The sequence below is a fragment of the uncultured Algibacter sp. genome (assembly GCF_947490405.1).
Lineage (GTDB): Bacteria > Bacteroidota > Bacteroidia > Flavobacteriales > Flavobacteriaceae > Algibacter_B.
The window spans coordinates 16,590-29,636 of sequence record NZ_CANLGU010000002.1 but is presented as its reverse complement, the minus strand read 5'-3'; the positions used below and the strand labels follow the sequence as shown (position 1 = coordinate 29,636).

At 33.7% G+C, this 13,047-nt stretch carries 14 protein-coding genes; 7 read left to right on the top strand and 7 right to left on the bottom strand.

The window, feature by feature from the left end:
* Positions 1–2 precede the first annotated feature (2 nt).
* The 5 genes from dut to Q0772_RS04065 all read left to right on the top strand — a co-directional run bounded on the left by dut (position 3) and on the right by Q0772_RS04065 (position 5,096).
* Positions 3–437: a dUTP diphosphatase gene (gene dut, locus Q0772_RS04085; protein ID WP_298340650.1), complete on the top strand. Its 435-nt coding sequence runs from the start codon at positions 3–5 to the stop codon at positions 435–437.
* Between the two features lie 98 nt (positions 438–535).
* The gene (locus Q0772_RS04080) at positions 536–1,555 is read left to right on the top strand and encodes a sugar phosphate nucleotidyltransferase (RefSeq protein ID WP_298340648.1); all 1,020 of its coding nucleotides are present in this window, start codon (positions 536–538) and stop codon (positions 1,553–1,555) included.
* A gap of 185 nt (positions 1,556–1,740) precedes the next feature.
* Positions 1,741–3,099, top strand: a complete 1,359-nt coding sequence (locus Q0772_RS04075) for a tetratricopeptide repeat protein (RefSeq protein ID WP_298340646.1) — start codon at positions 1,741–1,743, stop codon at positions 3,097–3,099.
* Positions 3,100–3,128: 29 nt separating this feature from the next.
* A complete protein-coding gene (locus tag Q0772_RS04070; RefSeq protein ID WP_298342404.1) occupies positions 3,129–3,866 on the top strand; it encodes a DUF4292 domain-containing protein in 738 nt (245 codons plus the stop codon).
* Complete coding sequence (locus Q0772_RS04065) at positions 3,867–5,096, top strand: peptidoglycan DD-metalloendopeptidase family protein (protein ID WP_298340645.1); 1,230 nt, start codon at positions 3,867–3,869, stop codon at positions 5,094–5,096.
* 233 nt (positions 5,097–5,329) lie between these two features.
* Here Q0772_RS04065 and Q0772_RS04060 read toward each other — a convergent pair whose 3' ends face one another.
* The 3 genes from Q0772_RS04060 to Q0772_RS04050 form a co-directional block, all read right to left on the bottom strand.
* Complete coding sequence (locus Q0772_RS04060) at positions 5,330–5,542, bottom strand: DUF6515 family protein (RefSeq protein WP_298340643.1); 213 nt, start codon at positions 5,540–5,542, stop codon at positions 5,330–5,332.
* A gap of 49 nt (positions 5,543–5,591) precedes the next feature.
* Positions 5,592–6,101 (bottom strand): acyl-CoA thioesterase, encoded by a 510-nt coding sequence (locus Q0772_RS04055; RefSeq protein WP_298340642.1) that lies wholly within the window; start codon positions 6,099–6,101, stop codon positions 5,592–5,594.
* A gap of 66 nt (positions 6,102–6,167) precedes the next feature.
* A complete protein-coding gene (locus tag Q0772_RS04050) occupies positions 6,168–7,103 on the bottom strand; it encodes an SPOR domain-containing protein (RefSeq protein WP_298340639.1) in 936 nt (311 codons plus the stop codon).
* Positions 7,104–7,207: 104 nt separating this feature from the next.
* On the opposite strand from Q0772_RS04050, the gene dprA reads away from it, so the two are divergent.
* Positions 7,208–8,311 (top strand): DNA-processing protein DprA, encoded by a 1,104-nt coding sequence (dprA, locus tag Q0772_RS04045; protein WP_298340637.1) that lies wholly within the window; start codon positions 7,208–7,210, stop codon positions 8,309–8,311.
* Here the strand turns inward: dprA and trpS are convergent.
* Positions 8,308–9,276: a tryptophan--tRNA ligase gene (trpS, locus tag Q0772_RS04040; protein ID WP_298340636.1), complete on the bottom strand. Its 969-nt coding sequence runs from the start codon at positions 9,274–9,276 to the stop codon at positions 8,308–8,310. The genes dprA and trpS overlap by 4 nt on opposite strands.
* A gap of 105 nt (positions 9,277–9,381) precedes the next feature.
* On the opposite strand from trpS, the gene Q0772_RS04035 reads away from it, so the two are divergent.
* Positions 9,382–10,119 (top strand): lysophospholipid acyltransferase family protein, encoded by a 738-nt coding sequence (locus tag Q0772_RS04035; RefSeq protein WP_298340635.1) that lies wholly within the window; start codon positions 9,382–9,384, stop codon positions 10,117–10,119.
* A 309-nt stretch (positions 10,120–10,428) separates the two neighbouring features.
* Here Q0772_RS04035 and Q0772_RS04030 read toward each other — a convergent pair whose 3' ends face one another.
* The 3 genes from Q0772_RS04030 to Q0772_RS04020 are packed head-to-tail and all read right to left on the bottom strand — an operon-like array spanning position 10,429 to position 12,984.
* Complete coding sequence (locus tag Q0772_RS04030) at positions 10,429–11,997, bottom strand: outer membrane beta-barrel protein (RefSeq protein ID WP_298340634.1); 1,569 nt, start codon at positions 11,995–11,997, stop codon at positions 10,429–10,431.
* Positions 11,998–12,540, bottom strand: coding sequence for a sigma-70 family RNA polymerase sigma factor (locus Q0772_RS04025; protein WP_298342401.1), 543 nt, complete (start codon positions 12,538–12,540; stop codon positions 11,998–12,000).
* Positions 12,541–12,570: 30 nt separating this feature from the next.
* Positions 12,571–12,984 (bottom strand): hypothetical protein, encoded by a 414-nt coding sequence (locus Q0772_RS04020; protein WP_298340633.1) that lies wholly within the window; start codon positions 12,982–12,984, stop codon positions 12,571–12,573.
* Between the last annotated feature and the right edge of the window lie 63 nt (positions 12,985–13,047).

Below are 13,047 nucleotides of genomic sequence, written 5' to 3'. Positions count from 1 at the left end.
AGATGAACATAAAAATAATCAACAAATCCAGTCACGATGTGCCGCATTATGAAACGATGGCTTCAGCAGGAATGGATTTACGTGCCAACATATCAGAATCAATAGTATTAAAGCCATTAGAACGCAGTATAGTGCGCACAGGCTTGTTTATAGAGCTGCCAGTTGGTATTGAGGCCCAAGTGCGCCCAAGAAGCGGTTTAGCAGCTAAAAAAGGTGTTACAGTACTTAATACACCTGGGACTATTGATGCCGATTATAGAGGCGAAATAGGAGTGATTTTGGTGAATCTTTCAAACGAAGATTTTATCATCCAAAACGGTGAGCGCATTGCACAATTAGTTATTGCTAAACATGAGCGTGCGGAATGGGTTCAAGTTGATGAATTATCTTCTACTGAACGTGGCGAAGGAGGTTTTGGAAGTACAGGTGTGAAGTAAAAAATATGTCAGGTTGAGCGCAGTCGAAACCTAATTGAAATAAATATTTTAGTATTAAAAAGATTCCCTTCTCCAAGGGAATGACAAATAGAAAATAAATGAAAATAATAGTACCCATGGCAGGTCGAGGTTCTCGATTACGCCCACACAGTTTAACAGTACCAAAACCATTAATCCCTGTTGCAGGACAACCTATTGTTCACAGATTGGTAAAAGATATTGCTAAAGTTTTAAAACAACCTATTGATGAAATAGCATTTGTTTTAGGAGATCCAGCATGGTTTGGAGACGATGTCGTTTCAAGTTTAGAAAAATTGGCAACTGATTTAGGGGCTAAAGCATCCATTTATAGACAAGACAAACCGCTTGGAACAGGTCATGCTATCATGTGTGCAGAACCTTCACTTTCAGGACCTGCAGTTATTGCTTATGCGGATACCTTGATAAGAGCGGAGTTTGATTTAGATCCGACAGCAGATAGCGTAATTTGGACAAAACAAGTGGATAACCCAGAAGCTTATGGTGTTGTTAAGTTAAATAACAATGATGAAATTGTAGAGCTAGTTGAAAAACCTGAAAGCTTTGTGAGCGACCAAGCGGTAATTGGTATTTACTATTTTAAAGATGTTGCTGTTTTAAAAGGAAAACTTCAAGAAATCTTGGATGAAAACATTATGAATGGTGGCGAATACCAAATTAATGATGGTATTAAGCGCATGATGGCTGAAGGTAAAATATTTAAAACAGGAACGGTTGATGAATGGATGGACTGTGGAAATAAAGCCATAACTATTGAAACTAACCAACGTATGTTAGGCTTTTTAAAAACTGATGGCGAGGAGCAATTAGTAGCATCTTCGGCTAAATTGGAAAATGCCAACATTATTGAACCTTGTTTTGTTGGTGAAAATGTGGTGTTGAAAAACACAACTATTGGTCCGTTTGTTTCTGTTGGAAATGGAACGGTTATTGAAAACGCTACTATTAAAAATAGCTTAATCCAAACGAATACAAGCATCAAAAATGCTAATTTAGATAATGCTATGATTGGTAATAACGTTAAGTACAACGGTGAGTTTACTAGTATAAGCATAGGCGATTATTCTGTGTTAGAATAAAATTTCTTTAAAAAAAAGAATCTTTAAGCTGATAAAAACAAACCCAAACGTAAGCCTAATGTTGGAGGATGGTTGCGTTAGGGATTGAACGGTATGTTTGAAATCCCCACTCCCGATAGCTGTCGGGAGTGGGATTGAGTAGTGAAAGCCCGACCCCTTGTGGGTAACGCCCAAAATAATATGTAATGAAAAGATTAATTTACATACTTTTTTTCTTTGGAATAATTGCTATTCCTCAGCTAAACCATGCGCAGGTAGATTTCAATAAAACACCTGATGACGATTTAGGAGATAATGAAGATAGATTTCAGGAATTGTTTTATGAAGCTTTGAAACAAAAGGGTATTGAGAATTATGATAGGGCTGTTGAAGCTTTACAAAAATGTATAGAAATTGATAACTCTGTGCCTGTTTTGTATTTTGAATTGGGAAAGAGCCAGAGTAAACTTAAAAATTTTGGAGCTGCTGAAGACGCTTTAAAAAAGGCCGTAGAAAAAGATCCTGATAATGAGTGGTTTTTAGATGAACTTTATGGTTTTTATGCTTCTCAAAATGAACATGATAAAGCGTTAAAGACTGTTAAGCAGTTGGTTAGATTTCATCCCGATTATAAAGAAGATTTGGCATCGCTTTATCTGAAAACGAAAAAGTATGATGAAGCTTTAGAGGTTTTAGATACGTTGGATGCAGAGTTTGGTGTATCGGTTAGTAGAGATATTATGCGAAACCGAATTTATGAAGCTACAGGGCGTAAAAAAGACCAAATAAAGAATTTAGAAAGTCGTGTTGAAAGTAATCCAGAAAAGGAGTCTAATTATTTGGCACTTATTTATCGTTACAGTGAAAATAATGAAAAGGATAAGGCTTTTGAAACGGCTAAAGAGTTATTGAAGATTAACCCAAACTCACAACTGGTACATTTGGCTCTATACAAATTTTATTTGGATGATAATGATGCTGAAAAAGCTATTGAATCTATGAAAATAGTGGTTGAAAGCTCAAAAATTAAACCTGAAGCCAAGGCAAAAGTACTCTCAGATTTTGTAAAGTTTGTAAAGAAAAACCCGGAATACGAAACGGATTTAATTGAAGCTACAGCTATGGTTAGTGATGCTAATGATAGTAAATCTGTTGAAGAATTAGGGCAATATTATTTAGCTAAAAATGATAAAGTAAAAGCTTTGGAAAATTTTGAGGCTGCACTTAAACTAGAGCCTAATAACTTTGGTATATTAAGAAATGTGATGTTGCTTTATTTGGATTTAAAAAAGTACGATTTAGCAAAAGAAAAGAGTAGTGAAGCTCTGGAGATTTATCCGTCTCAACCCGTTTTATATTTAATACACGGAGTGGCTTTAAACGAACTTAATGAAGCTAAGGATGCCATAGAAACTCTTGAAACTGGTTTAGATTATATTATTGACGATACTAAAATGGAAGCCGATTTTTATAATCAACTTAGTAAGGCGCATACTTTGTTAAACAATACAACCAAAGCAAAAACGTTTAGTGATAAAGCAAAACAAAAACAATCCCCAAATTGATGTATAAATTTTCAAAGTTTATTTTATTGATGCTACTTGCAATTGTGTTTAGTTGCAAATCTGCAAAAACGATTGGTAATGGTGAGGCTAATTTTAAGCTATCTACCAGACAACTGATAAAGGAAAATGCTAAACAAGCTGCCAATTTTAGAACCTTGCAGGCTAGACTTAAAATAACTTATACCCAAAAGGGAAAGTCTCAAACACATACGGTTAGTTTTAGGGCTAAAAAGGATGAAGTCTTATGGATAAGTGCTACATTTTCGGTAATAAGAGCTTTGGTAACGCCTGAAAAGGTGAGTTTTTACAATAAGCTAGACAAAACCTATTTTGATGGCGATTATAAATATTTAAGCGATTTATTAGGAACGGAATTAGATTTTGAAAAAGTTCAGAATTTATTATTAGGTGAAACTATTTACAACATGACTTCTGGGGATTATAAAGCTACAGTTGATGAAGAATCATACATTGTTCAACCAAAAAAACAACGCGAATTGTTTGAGATTTTCTTTTTATTAAATCCTTCAAATTTTAAAGTAAAATCCCAACAAATATCACAACCTAAAGAATATAGACATTTGCAGATTGATTATTTATCGTATCAAGATGTTGAAAAACAAATTATTCCTGAGCGTATTAAAGTGATTGCGGTTGAAGCTAGTGAGGAAATGCTTGTTGAGTTAGAAATGAAGAACGTGTCTTTGAATGAAGAATTAAGATTTCCGTTTAAAATACCTTCAGGGTTTAAAGCCATAGAACTTTAAATGAAATTAAACCAACTGACATATAAATTAGTTTTTGTTCTTGGGTTTTTACTCGTTTCAAGTTTTAGTTTTTCGCAAAGTGATAAGCAAAAACAATTGGAATCTCGCCTGCAGGAATTACGAAGAGAAATCCAGAAGATTAATGAACTGAGAACCGAAAATAAGTCCAAGGAGAAATCTGAGTTGTCTTTGATTGAAGATTTTAATTATAAAATTAATGTACTTTCTAACTTAATAAAAGTAACAAACCAGCAGGCTAATTTATTAACTCGAGAAATCAACTCAAATCAGAAAAAAATAAGTGATTTAAGAGACGAATTAAAGCAGCTAAAAGAAGATTATGCTGCTATGATAGTCAAGTCTTATAAAAGTAAAAATCAACAAAGCCGTATTATGTTCTTGTTGTCTTCAAACGATTTTAAACAGGCTTATAAGCGCTTACAATACATTAAACAATACTCAGACCACCAGAAACAACAAGGCGAGGTTATAAAGATTAAAGCTATAGAATTACAAGAAATAAATGTTAGTTTATTAAAACAGCAGGAAGACAAAAAGAAACTTATTGCTGAAAATCGAGTGGTCCAAAAATCTCTTGAAAAAGAGCGTAAAGCGCATCAAATTTTAATGGCATCTATTCGAAAAAATATGAATAGGTATACAGCGCAAATTCGACAAAAACAACGAGAAGCAGATAGAATTGATAGAGAAATTGATAAACTTATTAAAGCAGCTATTGTAAAATCGAATAAAAAAGTTGGTAAAACTACAAGTTCTAAAACATTTGCTTTAACTGCGGAAGAAAAAGTATTGGCTTCAAATTTTGTTTCAAACAAGGGAAAGTTACCTTGGCCAGTGGAAAAAGGTTTTGTGCGTTTAGGCTATGGGACACAACGTCATCCAATTGATAGATCTTTAACTATAAAAAGTAATGGTGTACGTATTGCTACAGAAAAGGGTGCTGAAGCTAGAGCGGTTTTTGATGGTGAAGTAAGTGAGATTTTGAAAATGAAAAATGTGAATCCTATTGTAATGATTCGTCATGGAAATTACTTAACCGTTTACAGGAATTTAGCCAAAGTATATGTGAGAAAGGGTGATAAAGTAAAAACTAAACAAGCCATAGGAGAGGTTTTTACAAACCCATCCAATGGAGAAACTATTTTGAGGTTTACTTTATCTAAAGGTACTGCTACTGAGAATCCTGCTAGTTGGATTTATAAGATGTGATACGAAGTGTCATCCTGAACTTGTTTCAGGATCTTATGAAGTTCTGTTCTAGAATTTATTTTGCTAATTGCCTTTTTATTAATTATTGGCTATCGATGATAATACTTGTCCATTGGTTTTGCACCAATGATTGCGGGTTTACCTGCGTTAGGGATTGAGGCATTTGTTGAAGCTCCCCGACGAAGGAGGGAGCGACTGCCGAAAGCCCGACCCTTGTGGTAATGTCCAAAAAATTAAACTCTTACAAATACGTAACCTCTTCTTGTTTTTCTGTAATGCTTCCCATTCCAAAAATAGTAACGTTTACCTTTTACAATAACTGTTTTATGATGTTTTGGGGCTGTTTTTACAACCGTTACAGAAGCTGGTTTTGTAACGACTCTTGAAGCGCATGATGATAAACTCATCATACAGATAACTGATAATAAAATAAATAAAGTTCTCATAGCAATATGATTTTGGGTTTACTATAAGACTTTAGAAGTTAAAAAAGGTTTAATCAAACAATGCTTTTAACTCAGTAGCGTCAGTAGGTTTGATTTTACCAGCTAGTAAAAGACTGAGTTGCTTACGCCGTAATGCTGCATCAAAGCGTTCTACTTCTAAAGTTGTTTCAGGAGTGACTTCTGGTACTTTTACAGGGCGACCGGTTTCATCTACGGCAACAAAAGTGTAAATAGCTTCATTAGCTTTGGTTCTAGCACCAGATTCTCTGTCTTCCATCCAAACATCAATATAGATTTCCATAGAAGTATTGAAGGCACGAGATACTTTAGCCTCAACCGTAACAACACTTCCTAATGGTACCGCTCTATTAAAGGCTACATGGTTTACTGAAGCTGTAACCACAATACGCCTAGAATGACGGCGGGCAGCAATACTTGCAGCACGATCCATACGTGCTAATAATTCGCCACCAAATAGGTTGTTTAACGGATTGGTTTCACTGGGTAAAACCATATCGGTCATAGTTGTTTTAGATTGTTCGGGAGTTTTTGCCTTCATCTTTTAATTTTGATGTGGCAAAGTTACGTATTAATACAGAAATTGGTAAGTGAAATGTTTGTTAAACTAATCTAGCTTTTTAACGAGTAACCAAGCATCTCTATTATGTGTTTTTTTGATACTTCGTAAAGCTTTTAAGGCATCTAACCTACCCTCGTAAGTCGCATAAGCTACTTGATGTAAACCGTACTTATTAGCACCAATTTTTCTGGCACTAAATCCGTCAGCTTTTAGTTGTTTTACTTTTTTATCGCAGTTTTCTTCAACTCTAAAGGCACCTGCAACAATATGGTAATTACCAGTTTGTTTGGTTACATTTAAAGTAATTGCAGGAAGCGGATTTAAATTAAAGGTAGCTTGCTGAATTTTTGTATCTAACTGTTGTGCAGCCTCTTCTTGTGCTAATTGATTATGTTCTTCAATTTGATCCACATAAAATTTAGAAGCTCCAAAACCACCCAATGTTAAAGCAATTAATGCCACTGCAGCATACTTTAAATAAGGTTTAGTTTTACGTTTTTCTGGAGTAATAGTAATAGGAATTACTTTTTCTATCTCTTTAACAACTTCTTTGTGTTCCTCGCGAGTTACAGTTGGTGTTACAAATTGCGATAAACCAAAAGCATCTGTTAAATAGTTGAGGTGGTATGTAGGTTCAAATAAAATTTTACCTTCTTTATTAAAAACAATCTCACCAATATTTTTAAAAGTAAGCGTTTCACCTTGTGTTAAGTAAGATTTTAGAAGCTTAACACGTTTAGCAATTTTTTTATTGGCAACCTCAAAAGGTATTTTTTCTATATCGGCAATATAGTGCGCTAATAAGCCATCATTCTGTTGAATTTGTTCATTAAAAGACAACACTTTTTTTGGAGCATAAAACGTATTTGTAGCATCATCAATAGTTGCTGATACGCGCTGTGTTAAAAATGAACCAAACTCTGGAATGGTAACACACTCATATCTATATAGTAAGTCGCTTATGTAGGTCTCTAATTGCATGAAAACAAAGTTAAAAAAATGTGCTTTCCAATAAAATTTGGACTTAACTATTTATTAACAATGTAAAAATTCTTTTATTGCGGTTTAATAATTAGATACTTAGAATGACAGAAAACGATTTGCTTTATACTTTAGCCTTACAACATGTGCCAAATATTGGGGATATTACTGCAAAGCGATTGATTAATACTTGTGGTTCTGCTGAGGCTGTTTTAAAAGAAAAGAAGGCAAACCTTTTGAAAATAGATGGTATTGGGACCGTAACAATAAGCGATTTGTTTAAAACGCATCATTTAAAAGAAGCCGAAAAGGAGTTATTGTTTATCAAAGAAAATGAGATAGATGTATCTTATTTTCAAGAGGATAAATATCCTGAAAAGTTGAAACATTGTATTGATAGTCCTATTTTATTATTTCAAACAGGCAAAATAGATTTAAAGAAACAGCATATTATCAGTATTGTTGGCGCTCGAAAAATAACAACCAATGGGATTGCCTTTTGTGAAAATTTAGTTGAAAAATTAGCACCCTATGACCCCATAATTGTTTCTGGATTTGCCTACGGAACAGATATTACAGCACATAAAGCAGCCATGAAACACGATTTGCAAACTGTGGCGTGTTTAGCACACGGATTGAACCAAATTTACCCTAAAGTGCATAAAAAATATATGGTAGATATGGAGAAAAATGGTGGTTTTTTCTCTGATTTTTGGAGTACAGATGTTTTTGATAAGCGAAATTTTTTAAAACGAAATAGAATTATTGCTGGTTTAAGTGAAGCCACTATAGTTATAGAATCTGCTGAAAAAGGTGGAAGTTTAGTTACAGCAGACATTGCTGGGTCATACAATCGCGATGTATTTGCGGTTCCCGGGCGCGTTGGAGATACCCAAAGTATAGGTTGTAATAATTTGATAAAGCATCAAAAAGCACATATGATGACAACGCCTTTGGATGTACCTTATATATTAAATTGGCAACTTGAAGACGATAAAAAACCAGCCATACAAAAACAATTATTTGTTGAGTTAGATGCTACTGAAAAAGTAATTTATAATTACTTAAAAGAAAACGAAAAACAGCAATTGGATAGTATTGCTTTGAATTGTGATATGCCCATTTTTAAAGTATCAGGAACACTTTTAAATATGGAATTGAAAGGGGTTATTAGACCTTTGCCTGGGAAGTTATTTGAGGTGGTTTAGTACCCAACCTTCTTACGAACCCTTCCTAAAACATCATCAGCAACCAACTTAGCTTTTTCGGCACCAATAGCTAAAGCTTTATCAATTTCTTCAAGGTTACTCATATAATAATTATAACGCTCTCTTGGTTCAGCAAAAGTTTCTAAAATCAATTCATATAAAGCTTGTTTAGCATGCCCATAACCATAACCACCATTTTCGTAATTAGCTTTCATGTCGTTAATTTGAGCATCATTAGCCAATAAATTATAAATAGCAAAACAATTACAAGTGCTCCAATCTTTTGGTTCTTCAAGTGGTGTACTATCCGTTTGAATTCCCATAATTTGCTTACGTAGTTTTTTGTCAGCCAAAAATATATTGATGATGTTATTTCTACTCTTACTCATTTTTTGGCCATCTGTACCTGGAATAAGTTTGGTGTCTTTTTGTACTTCAGCTTTTGGTAAAACAAAAGTTTCTCCAACTTTTGCATGAAAACGTGATGCTACATCACGTGTCATTTCAATATGTTGTTCTTGATCTTTTCCAACAGGAATTATTTCTGCATCATAGAGTAAAATATCCGCAGCCATAAGCATTGGGTAAGTAAACAACCCTGAATTTACATCTTCCAGTCTATCAGCTTTGTCTTTAAAACTATGCGCTAAGGTTAAGCGTTGGTAAGGGAAGAAACAGCTTAAATACCAAGACAACTCGGTTACTTGCGGAATATCACTTTGTCTGTAAAACACTGTTTTTTCAATATCTAAACCAAAAGCTAACCAAGTGGCTGCTGTAGAATAGGTGTTATTTCGTAACAATTCAGCATCTTTTATTTGTGTTAGCGTATGCAGATTTGCAATAAATAAATACGAATCGTTTTCTGGTTTTTCAGCCATTTTTATTGCTGGCATAATAGCGCCCAAAATGTTTCCTAAATGTGGTGTTCCTGTGCTTTGTATCCCTGTAAGTATTCTTGCCATAATATTTCCCGCTTAGGCAGGAATCTTTTTCATCTGTTAAACATAAAAAGCAAAGGTAAACGTTTTAATAAAATAGCTCAATACAATTATGTATTTTTGGCTTTCATGAAGGTTTTTAAATATATATTTTGGGTATTATACCGCATTTGGTTTTACATCCTTGTTGCTTTACCTATTCTTATACTTTTCCCAATCCTTTTAATTTCTATATCAAAAGAATCTTGGTATCCTTTCTTTTTTAGAATAGCCCGTCTATGGGCTAAGTTTATTTTAATAGGTATGGGTTTTGCTTACACAATTGAAAGCGAGCAAATTCCAGAAAGAGGTAAAAGTTATATGTTTGTTGCTAACCACACCTCGATGGCAGATATTATGTTGATGTTGGTCTCGGTTAAAAATCCATTTGTGTTTGTTGGCAAAGCGGAGTTAGCTAAGATTCCACTTTTTGGGTTTTTTTATAAACGCACTTGTATTTTGGTTGATAGAAGTTCGGCAAAAAGCAGGCAAGCTGTGTTTTTAAGAGCACAACGTAGGCTAAAATCAGGGTTAAGTATTTGTATTTTTCCTGAAGGAGGCGTGCCCGAAGAGCATATTATGTTGGATGAATTTAAAGATGGTGCTTTTAGGTTAGCCATAAATCATCAAATACCAATTGTGCCATTAACGTTTGCAGATAATAAAAAACGATTCTCATATACTTTTTTTAGCGGAAGCCCAGGTAGAATGCGAGTAAAGATTCATAAATTTTTATCGACGGAGGGTTTGACTGTTGAGGATACTAGAGCTTTGAATGATAAAACTAAAGCTGTTATTTTGAAACAGCTTGAAGTGTTTAATAATTAAGTTTAAATACTTAAAAAGTTAGAGGTGCAGACTGCCTAAACCTGAAAGAGTTTAGAAACCTGAACAAAGTATAACCAAGTTTAGTTTTAAGAAAGACTTTGGCGGATTTGCCCGCGTTAGGGATAGTAGTGGAAAGCCCACAGTTACGCCTAAAGCGTAACGAGGACTTGTAACGGATAGCCCGACCCCTTGTGGGTAACGCCCAAATTGTTTTTAAAATAAAAAAACTGCTCGAGGGGACGAGCAGTTTCTTTTCGATATGAGCTTCAGAGCTTAAATTGAAACCCATATCCAGATCTAACCAAAAACCTAGAACTTTATAGCTAATCCAGTATAAACACCTATTAAAAATGGTGAAAAATTACCAGAAGTATTATTAAACGTATTGAATTGATATTTAAAGATGGGCTCTAAATTTAAATCAAATCGTTTTGAAACTTTATAGTTTAAGCCCAATCCAAAATTGGCGCTGTAACTTACTTTATTTATATTATTTGCCTCTCCAAGTATAGTTCTATTACCATTGTCTTCTTCATAAAAAACTTTACTTGCGTTTAAAAAGAACGAACTAAAACCACCGATAACATTTATACCAAGTTTGCTATCAGATAATTTATATTGAATTTCTAGAGGGACCTCAAAGTATCTTAAATTTTGATTGATTGATGCATTTGAAGCGACTATAGACTCAGAAGCATCAGACTCTAAACTCTTTGTACTAATAAGAGATACATTGTTAGAAGAGTTACTAACATTTTGCAGAGCACTACTGCTTGATCTAGCCCCAACATTTTGAAATACAGCCACATCATTAGTGTTATAACCTAAGTTAACACTGTGAATTCCTGAGCGAATACTTATTTTTTTATTTATAGCATAACTTGTAGATATACCATAACTCATATTAACATCTCCTGATTTGGAGTTATTGTTGAATTGAGGGTCTATTGATGAGCCGTCTCCAAGTGTATTAAAATAAACAGGCGCAGCATTTGGGGCGATACTCCACCTGCTGTTTAGTTGAGTGTTTTCTTTTTCAATAAAATCTTCGGGGTTATTTATAGCATCTTCAATAGAACGCTTATTTTCTTCTTTGGTATTAGTATTTGTAACATTATCCAGCATTTCATTGGATTTTGCAATAGTCGAATTCTCTTTTGATGTCCCATTAATAATTGATTTAGCATCTTCTTTATTTACTAATGGAGTTTCGTTTTTAGAGTCAATACTCTTATCTAATGTATTGTCCTTTTCAGCAGTATTAGCAACTTGAGTACTGTTTTCTGATGAAGTTTGAAGATGTTTTGATTCGAACTTATGTGCTTCTTCAGATGAAGAATTTGTAATGGCATTCGTATTGGGATTAATTAACTTTTTTGAATGGATTAATTGCTTATTAGAAGGTGTATTATATTTACTTTCATTTTGCTTTTTAGAAGCTGAAGTTTCAGCATTAGAAGTTTCTGTTGATGGGTTAGTATTTTCATCATTCGTTATTATTTCAGACGACTTATTAGATGCCTTATTCAAATTTTCTTGAGCCGTATTATCTGAAATTGTTGGCGTTGTATCTTGAGGGTCATTTAAAGGGTTGTTGTCTTTAACGTCAATGTCTTTTAATATTGTGTTTTCAGTATCAACCACTTGGTTGGTTGAATTCTTATCTGAATTATTCAGAAATACACCTCCAATAGTTAAAAGCAGCAATAATAAAGCCGCAACACCAGCATAACGCCACCAAATAGGAATGACACGGCGTTTTTTCTTTTTCTGGTTAAGCTCAGCTTCTATATTTTTCCAAACGGCATCATTAGGTGTTGCTTCAAAGTCTTTAAAGCCTTCCTGAAAAAGTCTGTCTATATGTTTTTTATCACTCATTTATAATGACTGAGATCGTCGCTCAGTGTTGTAATTTTCAATGGTTTGTTTCAAAATTTGTCTAGCTCTAGCTAAGTTAGATTTTGATGTTCCAATAGTTATACTTAGCATTTCTGCTATGTCTTTATGTGAATATCCATCAAGAACATACAGGTTAAAAACAAGCCGGTATCTGTCTGGTAATTCTTGTATTATTTTTAAAAGATAATCAATGGAGACAGTGTCTTCATCAACATCTAATTCAACATCTTCAATAGTATTCTCGTTAATTATGTCAAAAACTTTTTCATTGCGGTAACGCTGTAATACTGTGTTAACCGTTATGCGTTTTAGCCAACCTTCAAAAGAACCTTTATTCTTGTACTGTTCAATTTTTTTAAAAATTGTTAAAAATGCATCCTGCAGATTATCTTCTGCTTCGGCATAGTTACGTGAATACTTTAAGCATATAGCAAATAACTTACTCGAAAAGAGTTTGTATAATTCGCCTTGTGCTTTAGTATCATCAATTTTACAATTTTCTATGAGTTGCTTTAAACTCAATTTAAACATGTATTAAATATGAATACTTAATTACTCTACTACAGGAACTTCAATGGTTAAATATTGAGATTCTCCATCGTCATCTTCACCTTGCCAAAACTTAAAAATGTAGGAACCATTACTAGTAACTTGAAAATTAAAAGTAGCTTCTACCAAATTGTCACTTTCAAGAGTTTCACAGTTGTTGTTATCAAAAACATAAGTTATTGGAGCAACAGTTCGTTCATTATTTTCTTTTAAGTAATAAAACTCTTTAAAAGCGTGACATGTGGATGGTCTTAAATATGAAACTGTAATAGGGTAAACTTCTCCTAACTCAAATTCGTCAGGAATGTCTACACTTTCAACAGGTAAAACTTCAAAACTAAAACTCGTGCCATCGTCTTCAGTACTACATGACGCACAAAGTATAAGCGTTAAACAAAGAACTAATAACTTTTTCATAGCAAATAAATTCAGGGTTAAATACATGTTTGCACTTCTAAGATGCAAAATAGACTAAAAGGT

Bases quoted from the DNA above. Each gene is read 5' to 3' on its own strand.
- dut (WP_298340650.1), top strand. From the start codon at position 3: ATGAACATAAAAATAATCAACAAATCCAGTCACGATGTGCCGCATTAT.
- Q0772_RS04080 (WP_298340648.1), top strand. From the start codon at position 536: ATGAAAATAATAGTACCCATGGCAGGTCGAGGTTCTCGATTACGCCCA.
- Q0772_RS04075 (WP_298340646.1), top strand. From the start codon at position 1,741: ATGAAAAGATTAATTTACATACTTTTTTTCTTTGGAATAATTGCTATT.
- Q0772_RS04070 (WP_298342404.1), top strand. From the start codon at position 3,129: ATGCTACTTGCAATTGTGTTTAGTTGCAAATCTGCAAAAACGATTGGT.
- Q0772_RS04065 (WP_298340645.1), top strand. From the start codon at position 3,867: ATGAAATTAAACCAACTGACATATAAATTAGTTTTTGTTCTTGGGTTT.
- Q0772_RS04060 (WP_298340643.1), bottom strand. From the start codon at position 5,542: ATGAGAACTTTATTTATTTTATTATCAGTTATCTGTATGATGAGTTTA.
- Q0772_RS04055 (WP_298340642.1), bottom strand. From the start codon at position 6,101: ATGAAGGCAAAAACTCCCGAACAATCTAAAACAACTATGACCGATATG.
- Q0772_RS04050 (WP_298340639.1), bottom strand. From the start codon at position 7,103: ATGCAATTAGAGACCTACATAAGCGACTTACTATATAGATATGAGTGT.
- dprA (WP_298340637.1), top strand. From the start codon at position 7,208: ATGACAGAAAACGATTTGCTTTATACTTTAGCCTTACAACATGTGCCA.
- trpS (WP_298340636.1), bottom strand. From the start codon at position 9,276: ATGGCAAGAATACTTACAGGGATACAAAGCACAGGAACACCACATTTA.
- Q0772_RS04035 (WP_298340635.1), top strand. From the start codon at position 9,382: ATGAAGGTTTTTAAATATATATTTTGGGTATTATACCGCATTTGGTTT.
- Q0772_RS04030 (WP_298340634.1), bottom strand. From the start codon at position 11,997: ATGAGTGATAAAAAACATATAGACAGACTTTTTCAGGAAGGCTTTAAA.
- Q0772_RS04020 (WP_298340633.1), bottom strand. From the start codon at position 12,984: ATGAAAAAGTTATTAGTTCTTTGTTTAACGCTTATACTTTGTGCGTCA.